We start from the raw sequence: 21,160 nt of genomic DNA on the forward strand, positions 1-21,160 counted from the left end.
TTGCAACCTAATTTCCCTCAAATCTTAAGGCATCGGATGGAAAAGCAGGTCTGGGAAAAAGCGGTTAAATTCAATTAAACCAGCAGCTTGAATAGATATCCAAAGGATAGCCAAGACTGGTGCGGTCGAAAGAAACTTGACAAAGTATTGCATGAATTCTGCTCCTAAAAATTTGAGACAGTTGGTAATTGCCGATCGATCTAGGGCTAATTGCTAATTCTCAGTTAAGTGATTAACTGTTAGCTATTAGCTCTTCTCCCTTTCCCAATTTTAGCGGGGGGAAACAGTAATTTCGTCGTCCTTTGCAAACATTTCACCGCTGGTGATTGATGTCAGAGCTGCCAGAGGCCATAAAACGCCGCTCAGCATACATTTGATTGCCAAAGGAACGTCGATAATAATCTCTTTTTCCTCTGGGGTTGCTGATTTTTTGGTAACTTGCAGATAAGAACGGCCCACCCAACCAATCCAACCTGCGATATACAAGAACAGTATGCTAGGAATCAAAAAGTCCCCTGCTTTGCTCAAGTTGCCGTCTACGATTAAGTGCGGGAATCCTTCGGGGCCGCACATAGCTTGAGAATAGCGCTCGAACCGCGCTTTCGCAGATGCCGGGTCGCCATTAGTAGAACGTGCATTTTTAGCCAGTTCCTTGAATTCGGGAGAGTCTTTGCACGGCACTAAATTGTAAGCCGAAGCAACTGGAGCAAAACTGATCCAGACACTCAACACTAAAATTGCAGCAAACAATCGTCGCATGGAATTGTTTCCTTTTGTTACAAAACAATAAGTTTTTGTACAAGCATTTCAACTTGCCGATCTGGAATCCAGATTACCGTGTTTCTTGACAGTCTCAAGTATCCATCATTGATGCGACAAAGCCCAATAATAAAGAGGGATTCGCGTTTTCATAGGTCAGTGCTGAGCTAGCAATACCGCGAGGATATTCCTTCATTGCATCAGATGATGGCCTTACCTGTCGATCGGGCAAAGATCCCTCAACAATAACCTGAGTACAGGTATAGCGGGGGACTTGCGCCGAATTAGTTAAGCTAGCAATAGCTAACCTATCAAATAAAATTACCAGTTAATGGCAACCATTTTCGCAATCGAAACAAGTTGTGACGAAACAGCAGCAGCAATTGTTAAGAATCGTCAAGTTTGCAGCAATGTTGTAGCATCGCAAATTAAAATCCACGAGCAGTACGGCGGAGTAGTGCCGGAAGTGGCTTCGCGGAGTCACCTAGAAATGCTAAATCAGGTAATTGCCCAGTGTGTCTCGGAGGCAAACCTGAGTTGGTCAGAAATTGACGGCATTGCAGCGACTTGTGCCCCAGGTTTAGTAGGTGCATTGTTAGTCGGGCTGACAGCGGCGAAAAGCTTGGCAATAGTCCGTCAAAAACCTTTTTTAGGTGTCCACCACCTCGAAGGGCACATCTACGCTTCTTACCTTACCGAACCAGACTTGCAGCCACCGTTTTTGTGTTTGTTAGTTTCCGGGGGACACACCAGCTTAATTTATGTCAAAGATTGCGGCGTTTACGAAACTGTAGGACACACGCGCGACGACGCGGCCGGCGAAGCTTTTGATAAAGTCGCGAGACTGTTGCAGCTAGGATATCCGGGCGGGCCTCTGATTGACAAATTAGCCGCCCTTGGCAATCCCCAAGCATATCCCCTGCCAGAAGGCAGAATTTCGCTGCCTGGTGGCGGCTACCACCCCTACGACAGCAGTTTTAGCGGGTTGAAAACAGCAGTTTTGCAATTAGTGCAGAAACTCAAAAAACAAAATAACAATGTGGATGGGGAAGGCTTCTTGCCTGCCTCTACAATTAATGATATTGCGGCTAGCTTTCAGGAAACAGTAGCTAAGAGTTTAACGAAAAGATCGATCGACTGCGCGCTAAATTTCGGGCTTACCACCATTGCCGTCGGGGGCGGAGTTGCAGCAAACAGCGGACTGCGAAAACACTTACAAGCAGCAGCAGCCAAACACAATTTGCGAGTATTGTTTCCGCCATTAAAATATTGTACAGACAACGCAGCAATGATCGGCTGTGCGGCGGCCGAACACTTGCAGCGAGGACACACATCGCCACTGACTTTGGGAGCAAATTCGCGGATGGCTGTCAGCGATATTATGGAACTGTACAATAGTCATTAGTCCTCAGTCATTAGTCATTAGTCAACAGTCAACAGTCAAGAGTTAACAGTCAAGCAAACGATGAAAATACGCGACGCAGAAGAAAGCGATTTGCCAGCAATTGTCCACATATACAACGCAGCAATACCGGGCAGAATAGCCACAGCAGATTTAAAACCAATTTCAGTCGAAAGCCGCCTTCAGTGGTACAGAATACACTCCCCCAATTCCTTGCCGATTTGGGTAATCGAATCAGAACAAAATATTGTTGGCTGGCTGAGTTTTCAGCTTTTCTACGGACGCGCCGCCTATCAGCATACAGCAGAAGTTAGCATCTACGTCGCACCCGATCGCCAGCGCTGCGGAATCGGACAAAAATTATTGCAATCGGCAATTGTGCGGAGTCCAGAATTGAAGCTTAAAACTCTCATGGCAATAATTTTTGCTCACAATCAGCCGAGTTTAAGATTGTTTGAGAAATTTGGCTTTCAGCGGTGGGGATATCTGCCGCAAGTTGCCGAACTTGACGGCGTTGAAAGAGATGTCGTAATTCTGGGTTTGCGTTGTTTGTAGGAACTGAAATATTGCACCATTCTCAAAAACAGGCAAGATGCCTGTTCCACAATAAAATTCATCTCTTGTGGAACAGGCATCTTGCCTTTTCATAAAAGGATTATTGACAATGCTGCAACCTCTCATATCGTTTCCGGTTGCATCGGAATAATCAAATCGAGTCAACAGTTAACACTCAACCATTCAGTTTTTCGACCCCTCCTTCAACAGTCAACAGTCAACAGTCAACAGTCAACAATCATTCCGGTACAACCGGAATTGATGTGATGTTTGCTCAATCTGCTAAAATTGTAATTTCATCCAAAGATGCGATCGCCACATCAGCTTTTTCCAAATGACGAACCTGCGCATTCCCCCAACAAATCCCGATACAGCCCGCCGCGCCCGCATTTTTACCCATCTGAATATCGCCCGCTGAATCTCCCACCATCAAAGTTGCTGCTGGTTGCACTCCGAGTTTCTCACAAGCTTGCAAAAACAATTTTGGGTCTGGTTTGTGAAGGGTTGAGTCAACTCCCATTTCTAACTGAATGTAGTCTGCTAATTCGTGGTGTTTCACAAACTTCTGCACAACCTCCGTCGTAGCCGCCGAAAGAATTCCCAGCTTCAAACCCGCTTCCGAAAGATATTTCAGCACTTCCAAACTGCCGACAAATAAAGGAGAAACAGCACTATTTTTAAACATTTCGTCAGCTTCGTCAAAAGCGCGGCGCGCAATAGTTAAAGATTCCAGCCATCCCCTGCCGGTTTCGGCGATGTATCCCGCTGCAACAATTTCATTTTCCCTGCGGCTGCCCACTGCTAGCAAGCCCGTGGGGTCAATGCTGCCGCTGTCGATGCCGAAAGCCATTTGTAAAGGCTCTCCAACGCCCGGAATTTGAGCGTCTGCGAGGCGCGCTCGCTTCATCCCCAACAGTCTCAAAAACTCCTGAGAATCCTCTAGAGTGCCGTCTTTGTCAAAGATTGCGGCTTGGATATTTGAGAAGGTAATGCCCCGACATTTAATAGTTACCAAGAATCATAACTCCTGAATTTGTATATTTTTTTCTATTTTCTCACGTTGTGTTTTTTTTAGCAATTGTTTTTAGGAATTGTTAATTATAAAAACAATTTGGTGTTTCTATCAAATAAAGAGACAACTATGTTGTGTCCCTCTAAAATTAGGAGACAACCATGTTGTCTCCCAACAAAATCAGGACACAATATTTGTAGGGAAACGGCAATGCCGTGTCCGGCGCGGGACTCTGCGACTTTTAATGATTAATATTAAGATTGAAGAATGTTGTTTTCCTAAAAAATCAGGACACAACAGTGTTGTGTCCCTACAAGATCGGATTGTATACGAGTAGAGAAAGGGCCCAGGCTAAGTCTGGCGCGGGATTCTGCTGCGTGTGACCAGAAGCGGTTAAAACTGCCGAGTCGAATCTCAAAATAAATTAAAAGATCCCTGCTAGATTGGCAATAATTAATCCTAGTTGAACAGGTTTGATCGGCTTAGCAATATGAGTTTGAAAACCAGCTTCGATCGCCCTTTCTGCTTCTCGATCGCTCGCATACGCAGTCAGCGCGGCGGCTGGGATTTTTCCTCCAGCTTCGGCAGCAAGAGCTCGCACTTGCCGAATTAAGAAATACCCGTTTTCATCAGGCATTCCGATATCCGAGATTAGCACGTCATATCTGCCGGGTTTTGCCGTCAAAGCCGCCATCGCTGCTTTTGCAGATTCTACTGTCAAAACATCAGCGCCGTAATTTTCCAGCACAAACTTTAAGAGATCCCGGGTATCAGCCTCATCATCTACAACTAAAACTTGCAAACCATCCAAACAGGGAAGGCGCTCATCGATAATCCCGCCTGTGGGGGACTCTGGCAATGGAGCCGGTTCTGGTAGGCTTGGCGGTGTGAACTCTTCAGGCGAGGCTCTCAACGGCAATCTCAAAGTTATTGTAGTTCCTTGTCCCTCACCCGGACTATCGGCTTGCACCGTTCCCCCGTGCAGTTGAACAAGATGGTACACGATCGACAATCCCAATCCCAGCCCTTGATTCGCCTTAGTCGTGCTGGAATCTCCTTGGCGGAAGCGATCGAAAATATACGGCAACAACTCAGCCGCAATCCCTTTTCCGGTGTCGGTGACTCGAACTTCAGCATAATTCTCGCTCGCCTCCATCACGATTTCCACTCGTCCCCCCACCGGAGTAAACTTAATCGCATTAGACAGGATATTCCATAAAACTTGCTGCAAGCGATCGATATCGCCTAACACATTTACAGAACTCAAACCCGAAACAATTGCAATGTTTTTTGCGGAAGCTGAGAATTGAACACCCTCCAGCGCAGCTTGCACCACTAACCGCAGATCGATCGAACGGGTAGACAGTTTAAGCTTGCCGTTGGTAATCCGAGAAATATCGAGAAGATCTTCGATTAACTGAGCTTGCGCCCTCGCACTGCGCTCGATCACCTCTAGAGCGCGATTAGTTTCTGCTTCTTTCAGTTTCCCCGATCGCAGCATTTGCGACCACGCCAGAATCGGAGTCAGGGGATTGCGCAATTCGTGGGAGAGATTCGCTAGAAATTCATCTTTAGCTCGGTTAGCCCTTTCTGCTTGTTGGCGGGCTGACTGTTCCTGCTCCAATAACTGCGATCGCTCTGTCTCAAACTGCTTGCGATCGGTGATATCCTCGATCGACAGCAGAATCATTGAAACCCTGTCTTCTGGTTCAACTTTACAAGCATTTAGCAGCAAAGTTTTCTGCCCCAGCCGCCCAAAATTCTGCTCGATCTCAAAGTTGTTAACCTCAACATTATTAACCAGAATATCTTCCAAAAGCTCTCGCAGTTCCGGGCTATTCCACGGCCCGGTAGCAAATTCAAACCAGGAATCTTGAGCGGTTTCTGAAGATGAAACTTGAAACGTTTCGTATAACGCTCGATTGGCGGTGTTCACTTGCAAATCAGCATCCAGCACCATTAAAGGCGTTGGCACGCTTTCCACAATTGTTTCCGCATAGTTGCGGGCTGTTTCTATCGTGGCAGCACTGCGTTTGAGAGCGTCAATATCGATCAAAACCATTACCACACCCTCAATCTGGTTTTCCGCTGTGCGGTAAGGGCGAATGCGGAGGGCGTACCAATATCCCGATTGAGTTTGCACTTCTTGTTCTTTGGTGTTGAGAGTCTCGATCACCTCCACAATCATCTCTTCCAAGTTGGGAATCTCCAGATTGACTCGGATGTCGCTAAAGGGACGCCCGACATCCGTAGAAATCAGATTGAACAGCCGCTGTGCCATTGGCGTAAAGCTGCGAATCCGCAAATCGTTTTCCAACATTAAAATTGGAATATTGATACTAGCCAGCAAATTAGTCACGTCGTTATTAACCTGCTGCAAATCGAGATTTCGAGTGCGAAGTTCCTCCACAGTGGTAATCAGTTCTTCGTTAGTAGCTTGAATTTCTTCTTTAGCTGTTTCTAGTTCCTCGTTGATGCTTTGTAGCTCCTCGTTGCTCGATATAATTTCTTCGTTGGCAACTCTGAGGTCTTGCGTGAGATTTTCTTGCTGCTCTACCACCGATTGCAGGTGTGCTTGGGCTATGTTTTTCTCTTGTCTGGCGATGGCAAGTTCTTGCCTCAGCCGCATTACTTCCCGCTCTAAATCGCTTGGTTCTAAGCTATCCAAATTGTCGATTCTCAGGTCGATCGCTGGGGGTAAACTTTCTTCAAACAACACCAAAAAGTAGCGTGTTTCCGAGCTAGCCGGCTGGAACGGAATCAGCTCAAAATTGACGAGATGCCTCTCCTCCCCCTCTTGCACCCTCAGCCGTTCTTTTCTCACCGTCACATTCTGAGTTTGCGCTTGATAAATTGCGGTGCGAAGGTCAACAGACAATCCTGGTACCGCCATTGCGAACAAGTTTAAAGTCGGCGTTCCGGGTGTGAGTCTTAAGTACCGATTGGTGTCTCCCCGGAGTTGCACAATCTCCATCTGCTCGTTGACAACCGCACCCACAGCATTGTACCGCTTTAAAATCAATTGGTCTGTTTCGCGCTGCAAGTCAAAGCTATGAGAAAAATTTGCATTCATGGGCTGCGGATTATCGGGTCGGGTTAGGGGAAAGAAACTTGGCGCAAAGGGCAGCCGGGGAGGAGTCGAAGTTAACTTCTTGGCATAAATTTTAGATGGCCCATCCACTAAAGTAAATAATTCCGAAGATTTGCCCGTACTTTCGGAAGTGCCGAGCATCAGGAAGCCTGTTCTGTTGAGACTGTAATGAAAAACTGACACAACTCGTTGTTGTAAACGTTCTGCCAAATAAATCATCACATTGCGGCAGCTAATCAGATCGAGATTAGAGAAAGGCGGGTCGATGCCTAAGTTTTGTCGGGCGAACACGCACAGTTCGCGGACTACTTTGCAGATGCGATATCCGCCTTCTACGGAGACAAAAAAGCGGCTGCGCCGTTCTTCGGAAACCCCTAACATCTGGTTTTCTAAGTAGAAACCAGACCTCGCTTTTTTGATAGCCGTCTCGCTGATATCCGTAGCAAAAATCTGAATCGGCGGCGGGATAACTCGATCGCTCAAAAACTCTAACAAGCAAATGGCGATCGAATAAACTTCTTCCCCTGTCGAACATCCTGCAACCCAAATCCGAATCGGAGTTTCTACCGATTTATTGTGGGTAATCGTAGGCAAAACGTACTCTTTTAAGCGTTCAAAAGCTTCTAAGTCGCGGAAAAAACTGGTGACGTGGATCAGGATTTCTTCATATAAAGCTTTGACTTCCGTCGGATGGTCGAGGAGATATTTAGCGTAATCTTCCAATCGTTCCATCTTGTACAGCACCATGCGCCGCTGCATTCGCCGGTTCAGGGTGGCCACTTTGTACTGGGTGAAGTCAACGCCTGCGCTCGATTTCAGCAGCCCAAAAATAGTCGCTAAGGCAGACCCCGGTTCTGGCAATGCTTCAGCGATTGTGACGGGAAGCGACCCAGCCAAAAAGGAATGGTGGCTGAGATTTACCAGTTCCCGCGCAATTGCCTCAGGCGGCAGAACGAAGTCTACATTACCTGTAGCTACGGCGGTATTCGGCATACCGTCGAATTTTGCTGTTTCTTCGCATTGAGCAAAAGTCACGCCTCCGGCTGCTTTGATTGTCATCAGCCCCAAAGCGCCGTCTCCATCGGCTCCCGATAAAACTATGCCGATGGCTTTGCTGCCCCGATCGACTGCTAAGGACTCGAAAAACGCATCTGCGGGCATAACTTTGCCATCAATCTTCTCGCGGGGCAGCAGTCTCAGCAGCCCTTCTAATAGCAGCAGCTTGGTATTCGGCACAATGACGTAGACATTGTTCGGCTCTACAGCCATGCCGTCTTGCGCCTCATTCACCGGCATTTGCGTGCTTCTGCGGAGAATCTCGCTCAGCAGGCTTTTATGATCGGGCGCTAAGTGCTGGATCAGCACAAATGCCATGCCGGTATCTGCGGGTAAGTTGCTCAGCAACTCGATGAATGCTTCCAAGCCTCCGGCAGAAGCTGCAATCCCGACGACGGGAAACGGGGCATCGGTTTTGGGTTCGACATTTAAGTCGATCGCGCTGGGGTCGATCGGAGTCAATTTATTGTTTTCAGATAAGTTCATAACAACCCACTTAAGTAATGCAGATTAACAGCTAACTAATCTTGCCAACCTGGGAGTAACTAATACGGATGATCTTTCTTATATACCACCTTAATTTGCCCGCTTGAGGCAACCGCCTTAAGGATTAAGTACAGTATTACAATGATTAAAGAAATTAAGCAAAAATACTAAAAAAAATCGGTTTGTTATACTCTCAACGGCGGATTTTTTTTTTTGCTTAAAACGCACGGTTCGTAAGTAAATGCCAAATACTATGTCACTGTTCGCGAGCGTCAAGCAATCGCCGAGAAGACCCTCACTTTACCTTTTGTTACTTAAGGCTATCGGCTTAAGTTGATAACAATTAACTATGTTCTTTTCCTGCAAAATCAGATTGTACGCGATATTTGTAAGGACAGGGAATTGTTGTGTCCGGCGCGGGACTCTGCGGCTTTTAATGGCTGGTATAAATCGTTTTTTTTTTTTGAAAAGTAAAACTTTGTCAGGTATGTTTCCGGCAAAATTAAGACACAATACTTGTAGAGAAAGGGGATTGCCGTTTTCGGCACAGGACTCTGCGATTTTTAATAGTTGGTATAAGATTAGACCTCTTGCAAAAGTCCTTTTCATCAACGATAGCACGGGTTCTCCCGCCCGTGCCACAAGAAAAAAATAATTCTTGTGGCACGGGCATCTTGCCCGTCCTAATTATTTTTGCAAGAGGTCTATTGAAGAATGTTGCCTAAAAAATCAGGAGACAACATTGTTCGTTGGTGTCAACTTAAACCTAAAGGCCGCCAGGGAATCAGTTCCACGGGGCTGATAGCTAAAGTCCTCTCAAAGAGGACTCAAGAATTCATTAGTCCTATGGGAGAGGAATTTAGCTTTGAGGCAGGGGTTTCACCCCGTGCCGGACAATTGGTTGTACGTTAAGTTGACACGCTTTGGGCCCAGGCTAAGTCCGGTGCGGGGATCTAATTCGTTTGACTCTTAAGCGGTTTCAACCGCCGAGTTGCATCTCAAAAAAGTTAAAAAGCTCCCTGCTAGATTGGCAATAATTAATCCTTGTTCAATCGGCTTAATCGGCTGAGCAATATGAGTTTGAAAACCAGCTTCGATCGCCCTTTCCCCGTATGCTAGCGATCGCATACGCAGTCATATCAAATCCGGTAGCATCGGAATTAATATAACCCGCAATCAGGACACGGCAGTGCCGTTTCCCTACAATAAATCTGGCGCGCCAGAAACGGCACTGCCTTGTCCTCTATATTATTCCGGCGCAGCCGGAATTGATATCAGGCGGCTGGGATTCGTCATCCGGCTTTGGCAGCAAGAGTTCGCACTTCTGGAATTAAGAAATACCCGTTTTCATCAGGCATTCCGATATCCGAGATTAGCACGTCGTATCGATCGGGATTCTCAGTCACAGCAGCGATTCCCTGCGGGATAGCCTCGCTCGCGCGTACTTTTGGCAGATGCAAGTCAAAACCTCCGCTCCGTAGCCTTGCAGCCCAAATTGTCAGGGATGATGCGTATCGATCCGATCGTCCGCAGCTAAAACGTGCCAGCCTTCGAGAGAGGGGACAATATCGCTAGAGGCATTCAAAGGCGCAGCCAAAACAGTTGGCGTTCAATCCACCGTCGGTGTCAACTCTTCAGGCGAGTTTAGCAGCGGCAATCTCAGAGTTATTGTAGTTCCTTGTCCCTCACCCGGACTTTCGGCTTGCACCGTTCCCCCGTGCAGTTCGACAAGATGATACACGATCGACAATCCCAATCCCAGCCCTTGATCCGTCTTAGTGGGGCTGGAATCTCCTTGACGGAAGCGATCGAAAATATACGGCAACAACTCAGGCTTAATCCCTTTTCCAGTGTCGGTGACTCGAACTTCAGCATGATTGTCGATCGTCGAAACCGCGATTTCCACTCGTCCCCCCGCCGGAGTAAACTTAATCGCATTAGATAGAAGATTCCACAAAACTTGCTGCAAGCGATCGGTATCGCCTAAGACAGTTGCAGAACCCAAATAGGAAACAATTTGAATGTTTTTTGCTTCGGCTGATAATTGAACGGTCTCCAGCGCAGCTTGCACTACTACCGGCAGATCGGTCGGACAATTGCACAGTTGAAGCTTGCCGTTGGTAATCCGGGAAATATCGAGAAGATCTCCGATTAACTGAGACTGCGCCTTCGCGGAGCGCTCGATCACCTCTAGAGCGTGATTAGTATGTTCTTCCTTAAGCTTCCCGGAGCGGATCATTTGCGACCACGCCAGAATCGGAGTCAGGGGATTGCGCAATTCGTGGGAGAGATTCGCTAGAAATTCATCTTTAACTCGGTTAGCCCTTTCTGCTTCTTGGCGAGCGGACTGTTCCTGCTCCAATAACTGCGATCGCTCTGTCTCAAACTGCTTGCGATCGGTGATATCCTCGATCGACAGCAGAATCATTGAAACCGTGTCTTCTCGTTCAACTTTACAAGCATTCAGCAGCAAAGTTTTCTGCCCGAGTTCCTCAAACAGGTGAGTCAACTCAACGTTTTGAAGCTGAACATCACTAACCAGAATATCTTCCAATATCCCTCGCAATTTGGGGATATTCCACTGCCCCTTCCCTAGGTCAAATAGCGAAGATTTCGCTGTGTCTGAGGATGAAACCTGAAAAGTTTCATAGAACGCTCGATTTGCTTTGTTCACTCGCAAATCAGCATTTAGCGCGACTAAAGGCGTTGGCACAGCTTCTACGATCGCCTCAGCATAATTTCGGGCTTCTTCCAAGGTTCTAGCACTGCGTTTAAGAGCATTAATATCGATCAAAAGCATTACCACACCGTCAATCTGGTTTTCCGTGGTGCGGTAAGGATGAATGCGGAGGTTGTACCAATATCCCGATAAAGTTTGAACTTCTTGTTCTTTCGAGTAGAGATTATCAATCACCTCCACAATCATCTGTTCCAACTCAGGAACGTCAAGAGTCGATCGGATATCGCTAAAAGGTCGTCCAATATCTGTGGGAATCAGATTAAAAATTTTCTTCGCCGTTGGCGTAAAGCGTCGAATCTGTAAATCGTTTGCCAGCATTAAGACTGGGAGCTTGATACTAGCCAGCAAATTTGTCAGATCGTTATTGAGCTGGCTTTGTTCGAGATATCGGCTGCGAAGTTCCTCGTTCGTGGTGATGAGTTCCTCGTTCGTGGCTTGAATCTCTTCTTTGGCAGTTTCTAGCTCCTCGTTTGTGCTTTGCAACTCCTCGTTGCTGGATAGAATTTCTTCGTTGGCAATTTTGAGATCTTCGTTGAGATTTTCCTGGTCGTGAATCAAGGATTGCAGGTGCGCTTGAGCCGCATTTTTTGCTTGATTCGCGGAGGCAAGTGCCTGCCTCAGCCGCTCATTTTCCTGCTCTAAATCACATTGCTTGCTGTTTTCAGGAGTGACGGTGCAGAAGTTGCTCGCGGTCGGTAAAACCTGTTCAAATACCACCAAAAAATAGCGTGGTGTGAAGGCGTGCGGCTGAAACGGCAACACCTCAATATTGACGATACTCTGTCGCCGGTCCGCGTCAATAAATACCCCTTCTTTCCTAAAGGTCGCGTTCTGCATTTGTGCCTGATGAATCGCGGTGCGAAGCTCAACAAGCAATCCTGCCCTTGCCATTGTCAGCACGTTTAAGTCCGGCGTTCCCGCTGCCATTCTCAAGTAAGGATCGATGTCTCCCCGCACTTGCAGGATTTTCATCTGCTCGTCCACAACCACACCGGCTGGGGCATAGCGCTTCAACATCAGTTGGTCAGTTTCTCGCTCTAAGTCAAAGCTCTTCATCAACATTTGACCCTCTTTTTGCCGTTCGCCTATTTTTTTAGCGGCGGAATAGAAACTAGGGGTAAACGAAATAGCGGGAGGTTTTTCACCTAACTTTTTTTCATAAATTTTATACTTTTTATCCACTGAATTAAACAAGTATGAAAATTTTCCGGTACTCTCAGAAGTACCTAACATGAGAAAGCCTGTTGGGTTAAGGCTGTAATGAAAAATCGACATCACTTTCTGTTGCAATGACTCTCCCAAGTAAATCAGCACATTGCGACAGGTAACTAAATCGAGATTGGCAAAAGGCGGGTCATTACTTAAGTCTTGTCGGGCAAATACACACAGTTCGCGGACTGCCTTGCAGATTCTATAACTACCTCCTTCTTGGAGAATAAAGAAGCGAGCACGCCGCTCTGGTGAAACGTCTATCATCTGGTTTTCTGAGTAGACGCCTGACCGAGCTTTGCTGATTGTCGCGTCGCCAATGTCCGTGGCAAAAATCTGGATCGGCGGGATAACTCGATCGCCCAAAAACTCTAACAAGCAAATGGCGATCGAATAAACTTCTTCACCAGTCGAACATCCCGCCACCCAAATCCGGATCGGAGCATTTGCTGATTTATTTTGGGTAATCCTAGGGAAAACGTAGTTTTTTAAGTTTTGAAAGGCTTCGGTATCGCGGAAAAAACAGGTGACGTGGATCAGGATTTCTTCATACAAAGCTTTGATTTCAGCCAAATTGCCTCGAAGGTGTTTGGCGTAATGATCCAATATCTCTAACTTATACAATACCATCCGCCGCTCTATGCGTCGGTTCACGGTAGCCGGTTTGTACAGGGTGAAGTCAACGCCTGTGGTCGATTTCAGCAGCCCAAAAATAGTTGCCAGGGCTTCTCCCGTTCCGCGTGATTCCTCAACTTTTGCCAGTAGAAGCGGGCGAGTGAAAAACGAACTGCGACTATACTTTGCCAGTTCCTCAGCAATTTTTTGCGGTGGTATAACAAAATCGACATTGCCTGTCGCAACAGCGGTATTCGGCATACTATCGAATTTTGCCGTGCCTTCACATTGAGCAAAAGTCATGCCTCCGGCTGCTTTGATTGCCATCAGCCCCTGTGAACCGTCTCCGTCTGCCCCGGATAATACTACGGCGATCGCTTTGTATCCGCGATCGATCGCCAATGATGTAAAAAACGCATCTCCCGGCATATATTTGCCATAAATCTTCTCGCGGGGTGATAGTTCCAGCACGCCTTTAGACAGCACCATCTTGGTGTTAGGCGGAATGACGTAGACTTGATTCGGCTTTACAGCTACGCCGTCTTGTACCTCATTAACAGGCATTTGGGTCGTTTTGCCCAGAATTTCGGCGAGGAAACTTTTGTGATTGGGGTCTAAATGCTGAATCAGCACAAACGCCATACCCGTATCGGTTGGCAAATGAGTCAGTAACTCGGTGAATGCTTCCAACCCTCCTGCAGAAGCCGCAATTCCGACGATCGGAAACGGGGCATCGGTTTCAGCTAATTGTTCGCTGTCAAAGGCGACTGTTGCCATGGCTATAGATTCGGGTGTATTTTGTGGAGATCGTTGATGAGAGTCATGGTGCGCAGTCTTAGCTTCAGTTATCTGACAAGTATAAGGCTGAGTAATTCCGACTATTTTTATCCGACTTTACTTAAGGTATCAGCCTTCTGCAACTCCCTTAAGAATTAGGTAGAGTTTTGGAGCGACGATCTGAGCGCTATAGAAGAACTCTATCTAATGTTGTGGCGAGCGCAACAATAGGGTGGCAATAATTTGGTATATCTGCTTACTTAACTTCTTCCAGGGATTGGTGTAGCAGACAGCGCGATTACAGATTCCGTGTTAATTCTAGCACTATAAGCAACTTGTGCGCCTTGTATTCCCTTTAAATCTTCAACACGTTTTTGAATTTCGGACACTCCAGCAGCTTTTAATGCTGTTAAAAATGGTTGGTCGCTGTAAACCTCTTCGGAAAACGAAACTTCGTCACTTTTAGAAAGATTTTGAAGGCGGGCGGTTTTGTTGACTGTGGAACCAAAATAGTCGATCGAATTATTAAGATTTACGAGCAAAGCCGTACCTCGGTGAATGCCAATTCTGACTTGAATCCACTCTGCTTGTTCGCGAGTGGAGTTGTATTCTCTGAAACAAGCCACAGCAGCGGCCGCTGCCATAATTGCTTGTTCGTTGCTGATAAAGGAAGCCATGACGGCATCGCCGATGGTTTTGATGACTTTACCGCCAAATTTCTCGATCGACTCAAAGAAAATTTCAAAATGATCGCGCACAATATTGTAAGCTTTAGTATCTCCCAGTGTTTCGTACATTCTGGTAGAACCGGTAATATCAGTAAACATAATAGTAATCGCCCGAATCTTGACTCGCTCTCTTTCCGATATTACGCGATCGCCGAACAAACGCTTGTAATCCGGGTGATGAACCAGTTGGATTCCTGACAGCCGCAGGGGCAGTTGTTCTAATGTCAGTTCATCGGGCAATTCCTCTGAATGCAAAATCAGCCCGGACAAATTGTGATCGGTATTAGTTAATTCTATCTTCACTTTTCCCGGACGCACGGTCAGCTCTATTTTGTCAAAATCTCTGCCGGCTAACTGCTTGAGTTTAATTTCTTGTATCTCTTCTGTTTTTTCGCCTTCAACCTTTAAAATCCCTTTAGCTAAAGTCAGGGGACAGCAGTAGCGGTATCGACCTTCTTCTAAGGTGACAGTCTCGGATTCGGTACAGTATAAAGGTGTTACCAGTTGCAGTTTGTTTTGGAGTACGGGAGGGGGTGCGCAGACGGGCCGCAGTTGCGGGTCTTCGATTTCTTTGTTTAGGGAAAAAGTAACTTCAACGCGATCGAGCAAATCAATGTTAAACTCGCGCTCGCACATCGGGCAAAAAGACATTTCTGATGTGTCTGCCAAATCATTGAATTCGTCTGTAATCATGTTGCAGTGCGGGCAGTGAATATCCCAGTGCAAGTCGAAAGCGCCGGCTGTTACTCCGTGCAGAAATTCCGAAGTAATTCTTTTAACATTCTTGACTGTATCGCCTGCTACGTAGTAAGGGTTAATTCTCAATCTCTGCAAAATGTGGGAACCGATTAACCATTTTCCGATTTGGTCGATCGTTCCTTTGCTGGAATTGGGACGTTTTTTGAGCTGTTCTAGTTTTTCTTTTAATAGTTCGATGTTCATTATCCGCTTGCCTCTGAGCGTCAGGGCAAAAAATTTATAAGCATTTTGTTGTATAGTTTGCTTGTCTGCTTTGTTCTTGCCTAAGAATTAGGATGAGTTTGCACCTGTGCGGATGTCCCTGATGTATATAAATCTTAACAAATTAGCAGCATGAAGACCATGTTTATTTAGGCAGAGCTATCGGCTGCTGGTATTAATTCAAAGAGCGATCGCTGCATCTGTCTGTAGCAAGATGTTATAGCATTTGATAATTGAGCTTCCGGCGCGATCGCTGAGTCGAAGGATTTTAGATTAAATAATTGGCAATGACTGATTCTGTAAGCATTTAGAGCTTGCTTACAGTTGCATTTTTTTGGACGGTGGTATTAAATGGTTGCTAATTGGTACTTGCTAATTGCTAGTTGCTAATTGAGGCGTTGAAGGCAAAAAAAAGAGGGAAAATACCCTCTTTTAATGACAGTGACTTGCGATGACTTGCGATGTTATTCTACCGTCGCAGGAGGGATTGCTTCCTCTACATCTAATACTGCTTCCGGTGCTGCTTCCGGTGCTGTTTCCGGTGCTGTTTCCGGTGCTGCTGCTTCCGGTGCTGCTGCTTCCGGTGCTAAGTCTTCTGGCAGATCTTCTTCCATTGCTGAGGGCACGTCTTCGAGTATTTCGTCGGAGATGTCATCATCAGCATCGATCGAGTCTACAGGAATGTCTATGCCTGCTTTAGCTTGCTTTTGAGCGAGCATTTTTTCGCGGAACTTAGCTGCCATTTCCTCAGCTTTTTCGTACACCAATTCGCGATTTTTGACCATCGCGCCCGGTTCCGGTTCCAACTGCTTGGTGGAGAGAGAAATCCGGCCCCTCTCAGCATCCAAGTCAATGATCATCACTTTCACTTCGTCGTTGACATTGAAAACGCTGTGAGGCGTATCGATGTGATCGTGCGAAATTTCCGAGATGTGCAGCAAGCCGCTGACGCCGCCGATGTCGATAAAGGCACCGTAAGGCTTGATACCGCGTACTGTACCGATGACCACTTCCCCGACTTCGAGGCGGTTCATCTTGCGCTCGACTAAGGCGCGACGGTGGCTCAATACTAGGCGGTTGCGGTCTTCGTCTACCTCTAAGAATTTTAATGGTAATTCTTCGGCGACTAATTCTTCCTTCGGTTTGCGGGTGCTGATGTGAGAACCGGGAATAAAGCCTCGCAAGCCTTCTATTCTCACGAGTGCGCCGCCGCGGTTGGTGGCAAATACTTGCGATCGTACTGTGGCATCTTCTGCTTGCAGTTGTCGCACTCTTTCCCAGGCCCGCATATACTCGATGCGCCGGATGGACAGAGTTAATTGTCCGTCTTCATTTTCATCGGTTAGAATGAAAAATTCTCTGGTTTCGTTTGATTGCAATACCTCTTCAGGGCTTTCGACTCGATTGATCGACATTTCCTGAATGGGAATGTACGCTGCTGTTTTAGCACCGATATCAATCAGAGCGCCCCTCGGCTCTATACTAAAAACTGTACCCGCTACTACATCGCCCGGGCTAAAGTGATAGTCATATTTATCAAGTAGGGCTGCAAAATCTTCGTGAGTAAAGCCGATGTCTTTGACTGTGGTTTTGAGATTGACCATGCGAATAGTTTCCTAGGATTTCTCTCCTTCATGTTTTTCGTTTGTGCCGGCAGATATTAGAGATTTTGGTGAAAAAGCGGTTAACTTCTTTCAAAACCTTTTACTAAAGTCAGTTTTTGCTAACTTTTTCCCTGTGCAACTGCACGTCCGGGCTTGCCATTGCTATTACTCGAAACTCTGCGTCAAAAGGTTTAATCTTAACATTCAGAGTCCACTGACACTCTCAGGTATAAAGAAACTGAGATTCTTCATTGAACGAGCCGACGCCGCTTGCGACAGGATTGCTCCAGTTTAAGTAGAGGTCGGTTTCTCCAGAAGCCTAAATTCCGGTATGCTTTACCGTATTTAATTAGTTCTTCACCTGTAGTTAGGTTTAGTTCAAATTTAGCTTTCCTAAACTGCAACACCGTCAGGTGTGACGCAGCACTTAACCAATTGAGTTAAGTTTTTACGTTGTTTAGTTATACTCAATTTTAGACCGATGACGATCATAACACACCTAGCACAAAGACCCAGAAAAAAGAACACGGGGACTCTTCGTCTCTTGAGAGCTTCGGCGAAGCGCTCAGACTTCCGCAAGTCGCCGAGCTGTTGCTTGGAATCCGGGGCCTAAACGGACGGGGTTTTTAATCTCAAGAGAATATTTCTCTAACTTGCCCCGCCCAAAAACGGATACCGTGCCACGTACTCCTGTCGCGGACAGATAAAAATTTGAGACTCTTGTTCAAGCTCCCAGATTGCATCTGTCGAGTAAATCTAAAATCTAAAATCTAAAATCGACAATCTAAAATTGACTGACCCGCCTACTGTTTTTAAATTAATTTAAGCGATTTTAGCTGGGAGTAGCGCAGGATGCGGGGCTTTCTCGATCGACTGCATCAGGCTGTGGCGAATCTGCGTCAAAATCTGGCTTTCTTTCTGGCTCTTGAGCTTCGTCGAGCGGATTCTGAAGGTGATTTAGAGTATCTACAAAGTCTCGGATGCCTCGAAATTGGCGGTATACAGAGGCGAAACGGACGTAAGCGACTTCGCTGAGCGGCCGCAGGTGCAACAAAACCAGTTCCCCAATTTCTGAACTGGCAAGTTCTCGGAGCGATCGACCTTGGAGTTGCGCCTCGATTTCTTCTGCCAGGGTTTCGAGATGCCCGGAAGACAAACCGGTTTTTTCGCAGGCCCGAATCAGTCCCCTGACTAATTTTGACCTGTCAAAAGATTCGCGCTTGCCGTCCCGTTTGATCACCGTAATCGGCACGAATTCTATGCGTTCGTAAGTTGTGAAGCGGTGCTGGCAGCTCAAACACTCGCGCCGCCGGCGGATGCTTTGACCGGATTCGGCTGAACGCGACTCTAGAACGCGGCTATTTGTGTGTTGGCAGGAGGAACAGCGCATGATTGCTGATTTTAACAGGCATTGCCAGCAAATTGCCATTCATCTAACCGCTTGGGGTCTGATGAATGGCTGGACTAGAAAAATGACTTAGCACACCGCCGGTGCAATAGTCCCGCACCAAATTCGATGCAATGGTGCGGGCTGACCGCAGTCCGGTTCAGGAGATTTTGGACTTGCTGCAGGCGTCTAGCTAATTATTTGCCAATCCGGGGAGGTTCCCGAAAGGCGATCGCAAAAAATAGTACACCTAAGGCTAAAGCCAGAATCAAAATGTAAGCAACACTTTCCATGTTAAATTTTCCCTATCTTCCCTTGCCGTATTATTTTATCTTAATTACTGGTTTTATTATTAACTAAAAAAACCCGGTTTCTTGAAGAAACCGGGTTTTTGTGTACCGGGGAAGTTCCCCGCTACCCAGAGGCTGGAGAAATCTAGAGAGATTCTTCTCTTCTTGTGGTCAAGTCGCCCACTTTTTGGAACAGGCCCCACTCGACTTGTTCTTCCATGTCGGACTCAACTCCAGCAAACACGTCGCGGAAAATAGTCCGAGAACCGTGCCAGAGATGGCCGAAGAAGAATAGCAAAGCAAAGCAAACGTGTCCGAAAGTGAACCAACCGCGAGTCGAAGTGCGGAAAACCCCGTCAGAATTCAAGGTTTCGCGATCGAATTCAAATACTTCACCTTTTTGGGCGGCGCGAGCAAACTTCTTAACATCTAGAGGATTATTAAAGGTTTGACCGTTAAGTTCGCCGCCGTAGAAGCTGACGGTAACTCCGCTTTGTTCAAAGCTGTATTTTGATTCAGCGCGGCGGAAGGGGATGTCAGCGCGAACGACCCCATCTTTGTCAGTCAAAATTACTGGGAAAGTTTCAAAGAAGTTGGGGAGACGGCGCACCGACAAAACCCGGCCTTCGCTGTCAGTAAATACTGGATGGCCTAGCCAGCTTTTAGCAATGCCGTCGCCGTTGACCATTGCGCCGGCGCGGAACAAACCGCCTTTAGCAGGAGAGTTGCCCACGTAGTCGTAGAAAGCCAATTTTTCGGGAATTTGTTCGTAAGCTTCTTGGAAGCTTTGGCCCGCGGACAAGCTAGCTTGAGCTCTGCGATCGATTTCTTGTTGGAAGTAGTTTCCGTCCCACTGATAGCGAGTCGGGCCAAAAAGTTCGATCGGAGTAGCAGCAGAACCGTACCACATCGTACCCGCAACCACAAAGGCTGCAAAGAACACGGCAGCAATACTGCTAGAAAGTACAGTTTCGATATTCCCCATCCGCAGGGCTTTGTAAAGACGTTCCGGCGGCCGCACTGTCAAGTGGAACAAACCGGCAATTACGCCGACTACGCCCGCTGCAATGTGGTGAGCCACGATGCCGCCCGGATTATACGGGTCAAAGCCTTCAGGGCCCCAAGAAGGTGCCACTGCCTGGACGTGACCGGTCAGGCCGTAGGGGTCGGACACCCACATTCCCGGGCCGAAAAGTCCAGAAAGGTGAAATGCGCCGAAGCCGAAGCAGAGCAAGCCGGAGAGGAACAGGTGAATGCCAAACATTTTTGGCAAGTCGAGGGCTGGTTCGCCGGTGCGAGAGTCTCTGAAAAGTTCTAAGTCCCAAAATACCCAGTGCCAGACTGCTGCTAAGAACAGCAGGCCCGAGAGGATGATGTGAGCGACAGCGACGCCTTCAAAGGACCAGAAGCCCGGATCGACGTTACCTTCGCCGGTGATGCTCCAACCGGCCCAAGAACCCGTGACTCCCAAGCGAGCCATGAAGGGGAGCACGAACATCCCTTGACGCCACATCGGGTTCAGAACTGGATCTGTGGGGTCAAAAACTGCTAATTCATAAAGGGCCATTGAGCCGGCCCAACCTGCCACGAGGGCAGTGTGCATTAAGTGTACAGAAATCAATCGGCCTGGGTCATTTAAGACGACTGTGTGTACGCGATACCAGGGTAGTCCCATTGACTGCGGTTCTCCAAGGTGTAAGTGATGATGTCTATTTTGACGGCAAAATCAGATTCTGAATCCCTAGCAGTTACCTGCGGGCTTTAAACTCTGCCTTTTGCCGAATGCCCTCTACCTTCAAAGGTGGAAGCATAAAAATGAAAGTTATTTAAAGAAGTGTATCGAGTGTTAGAACCGATTGCAATATGTTGGGCGTTATATTAGTTGCGGGTTGCCCATTTCGCAGCGGGCGGCGATCGTCCCGAGGCGTTCGAGGACTTGCTCCGCATCGATGAGTCTGGTCAGCACGACGTTGCCGATGTTTTTGGCAGGATCGTTCGGGTCGATCGGGGCTGTCGGTTTGACTTCTACCATGAGTACAGCGTCTTCTACGCGGTAGAGCCACATTTTTTCTTTTTGATCCCAGAGACAGAGGTCGAGTTGTACAATATCGGGGTGGCGTCTCCAAGCGGCGTAACTCCACTCGCCGCCGACTCCCCAGACGCGCCCCACTTTCCAGCCGTCGGATAAGAAGAAGTATTTCACTTGTTGTGTACGCTTGTTGAGATTTTTTTGTCTAACATAACGCAAAACTGCAAGATTACCGAATTATTGAACCGCGAAGACGCGTTACGCGAAGCGGCGCGTAAGCGTTCTTGTCGCGAAGGGAGATGTGGGAAGTAGTAGGCAATCTTCTAGCTGTTGGGGATAAATCTACAGAATTGTTAAATAAGTTTCTGTCAACAGTCCGGACAGTTTTTTACAAGGGTAGTGGCGAGGAAAGCTATCCAGGGCTTAAAGTACAGTCAGATTCAAAAAAGGACTGCGCCAT

The 21,160-nt window shown here is 47.2% G+C and carries 16 protein-coding genes; 3 read left to right on the forward strand and 13 right to left on the reverse strand.

The features are described 5' to 3' along the window. Positions 1-24: 24 nt before the first annotated feature. Together psaJ and E5S67_RS13885 are read right to left on the reverse strand one after the other, a co-directional pair. Positions 25-153, reverse strand: a complete 129-nt coding sequence (gene psaJ / locus E5S67_RS13880) for a photosystem I reaction center subunit IX (RefSeq protein WP_172188099.1) — start codon at positions 151-153, stop codon at positions 25-27. A gap of 117 nt (positions 154-270) precedes the next feature. Then, positions 271-759 (reverse strand): Photosystem I reaction center subunit III, encoded by a 489-nt coding sequence (locus E5S67_RS13885; RefSeq protein WP_172188101.1) that lies wholly within the window; start codon positions 757-759, stop codon positions 271-273. 331 nt (positions 760-1,090) lie between these two features. Between E5S67_RS13885 and tsaD the strand changes: the two genes are divergently transcribed. Both tsaD and E5S67_RS13895 read left to right on the forward strand, forming a co-directional pair. Beyond that, entirely contained in the window at positions 1,091-2,164 is a 1,074-nt protein-coding gene (tsaD, locus tag E5S67_RS13890; protein WP_172188103.1) for a tRNA (adenosine(37)-N6)-threonylcarbamoyltransferase complex transferase subunit TsaD, read from the forward strand. Positions 2,165-2,224: 60 nt separating this feature from the next. Continuing rightward, positions 2,225-2,716, forward strand: coding sequence for a GNAT family N-acetyltransferase (locus E5S67_RS13895; RefSeq protein WP_172188105.1), 492 nt, complete (start codon positions 2,225-2,227; stop codon positions 2,714-2,716). Between the two features lie 274 nt (positions 2,717-2,990). Here E5S67_RS13895 and E5S67_RS13900 read toward each other — a convergent pair whose 3' ends face one another. Further along, a complete protein-coding gene (locus E5S67_RS13900; protein WP_172188107.1) occupies positions 2,991-3,731 on the reverse strand; it encodes an HAD family hydrolase in 741 nt (246 codons plus the stop codon). A 421-nt stretch (positions 3,732-4,152) separates the two neighbouring features. Then, on the reverse strand, positions 4,153-8,361 hold the full coding sequence (locus E5S67_RS13905; protein ID WP_172188109.1) for a chemotaxis protein CheB: 4,209 nt from the start codon (positions 8,359-8,361) through the stop codon (positions 4,153-4,155). A 714-nt stretch (positions 8,362-9,075) separates the two neighbouring features. On the opposite strand from E5S67_RS13905, the gene E5S67_RS32415 reads away from it, so the two are divergent. Next, a complete protein-coding gene (locus E5S67_RS32415) occupies positions 9,076-9,273 on the forward strand; it encodes a hypothetical protein (protein ID WP_216670437.1) in 198 nt (65 codons plus the stop codon). Positions 9,274-9,330: 57 nt separating this feature from the next. On the opposite strand, the gene E5S67_RS13910 is transcribed toward E5S67_RS32415, so the two are convergent. From E5S67_RS13910 to E5S67_RS13945, 9 genes are all read right to left on the reverse strand, one after another. Further along, positions 9,331-9,489 carry a hypothetical protein gene (locus E5S67_RS13910; RefSeq protein WP_172188111.1) on the reverse strand — a complete coding sequence of 53 codons (159 nt, stop codon included), beginning with the start codon at positions 9,487-9,489 and terminating at the stop codon, positions 9,331-9,333. Between the two features lie 164 nt (positions 9,490-9,653). After that, on the reverse strand, positions 9,654-9,821 hold the full coding sequence (locus tag E5S67_RS33375) for a response regulator (protein WP_246276780.1): 168 nt from the start codon (positions 9,819-9,821) through the stop codon (positions 9,654-9,656). A gap of 149 nt (positions 9,822-9,970) precedes the next feature. Further along, complete coding sequence (locus E5S67_RS13915; RefSeq protein WP_246276781.1) at positions 9,971-13,702, reverse strand: chemotaxis protein CheB; 3,732 nt, start codon at positions 13,700-13,702, stop codon at positions 9,971-9,973. A 260-nt stretch (positions 13,703-13,962) separates the two neighbouring features. Further along, positions 13,963-15,372: an adenylate/guanylate cyclase domain-containing protein gene (locus E5S67_RS13920; protein ID WP_172188113.1), complete on the reverse strand. Its 1,410-nt coding sequence runs from the start codon at positions 15,370-15,372 to the stop codon at positions 13,963-13,965. Positions 15,373-15,854: 482 nt separating this feature from the next. After that, positions 15,855-16,994 carry a 30S ribosomal protein S1 gene (locus E5S67_RS13925; protein WP_172188115.1) on the reverse strand — a complete coding sequence of 380 codons (1,140 nt, stop codon included), beginning with the start codon at positions 16,992-16,994 and terminating at the stop codon, positions 15,855-15,857. Between the two features lie 832 nt (positions 16,995-17,826). Further along, on the reverse strand, positions 17,827-18,384 hold the full coding sequence (gene nrdR / locus E5S67_RS13930) for a transcriptional regulator NrdR (protein ID WP_246276782.1): 558 nt from the start codon (positions 18,382-18,384) through the stop codon (positions 17,827-17,829). Positions 18,385-18,578: 194 nt separating this feature from the next. Continuing rightward, positions 18,579-18,674 carry a photosystem II reaction center protein T gene (locus tag E5S67_RS13935; protein WP_083622085.1) on the reverse strand — a complete coding sequence of 32 codons (96 nt, stop codon included), beginning with the start codon at positions 18,672-18,674 and terminating at the stop codon, positions 18,579-18,581. Positions 18,675-18,816: 142 nt separating this feature from the next. After that, the gene (gene psbB / locus E5S67_RS13940) at positions 18,817-20,346 is read right to left on the reverse strand and encodes a photosystem II chlorophyll-binding protein CP47 (RefSeq protein WP_172188119.1); all 1,530 of its coding nucleotides are present in this window, start codon (positions 20,344-20,346) and stop codon (positions 18,817-18,819) included. 198 nt (positions 20,347-20,544) lie between these two features. After that, the gene (locus E5S67_RS13945; protein WP_172188121.1) at positions 20,545-20,874 is read right to left on the reverse strand and encodes a hypothetical protein; all 330 of its coding nucleotides are present in this window, start codon (positions 20,872-20,874) and stop codon (positions 20,545-20,547) included. Positions 20,875-21,160 lie beyond the last annotated feature (286 nt).

The sequence above is a fragment of the Microcoleus asticus IPMA8 genome (assembly GCF_013179805.1).
GTDB lineage: Bacteria > Cyanobacteriota > Cyanobacteriia > Cyanobacteriales > Microcoleaceae > Microcoleus > Microcoleus asticus.

Bases quoted from the DNA above. Each gene is read 5' to 3' on its own strand.
- E5S67_RS13935 (WP_083622085.1), bottom strand. From the start codon at position 18,674: ATGGAAAGTGTTGCTTACATTTTGATTCTGGCTTTAGCCTTAGGTGTA.
- psbB (WP_172188119.1), bottom strand. From the start codon at position 20,346: ATGGGACTACCCTGGTATCGCGTACACACAGTCGTCTTAAATGACCCA.
- E5S67_RS13920 (WP_172188113.1), bottom strand. From the start codon at position 15,372: ATGAACATCGAACTATTAAAAGAAAAACTAGAACAGCTCAAAAAACGT.
- E5S67_RS13910 (WP_172188111.1), bottom strand. From the start codon at position 9,489: ATGCGATCGCTAGCATACGGGGAAAGGGCGATCGAAGCTGGTTTTCAA.
- E5S67_RS13905 (WP_172188109.1), bottom strand. From the start codon at position 8,361: ATGAACTTATCTGAAAACAATAAATTGACTCCGATCGACCCCAGCGCG.
- E5S67_RS13925 (WP_172188115.1), bottom strand. From the start codon at position 16,994: ATGGTCAATCTCAAAACCACAGTCAAAGACATCGGCTTTACTCACGAA.
- nrdR (WP_246276782.1), bottom strand. From the start codon at position 18,384: ATGCGCTGTTCCTCCTGCCAACACACAAATAGCCGCGTTCTAGAGTCG.
- E5S67_RS13915 (WP_246276781.1), bottom strand. From the start codon at position 13,702: ATGGCAACAGTCGCCTTTGACAGCGAACAATTAGCTGAAACCGATGCC.
- tsaD (WP_172188103.1), top strand. From the start codon at position 1,091: ATGGCAACCATTTTCGCAATCGAAACAAGTTGTGACGAAACAGCAGCA.
- psaJ (WP_172188099.1), bottom strand. From the start codon at position 153: ATGCAATACTTTGTCAAGTTTCTTTCGACCGCACCAGTCTTGGCTATC.
- E5S67_RS32415 (WP_216670437.1), top strand. From the start codon at position 9,076: ATGTTGCCTAAAAAATCAGGAGACAACATTGTTCGTTGGTGTCAACTT.
- E5S67_RS13895 (WP_172188105.1), top strand. From the start codon at position 2,225: ATGAAAATACGCGACGCAGAAGAAAGCGATTTGCCAGCAATTGTCCAC.
- E5S67_RS13885 (WP_172188101.1), bottom strand. From the start codon at position 759: ATGCGACGATTGTTTGCTGCAATTTTAGTGTTGAGTGTCTGGATCAGT.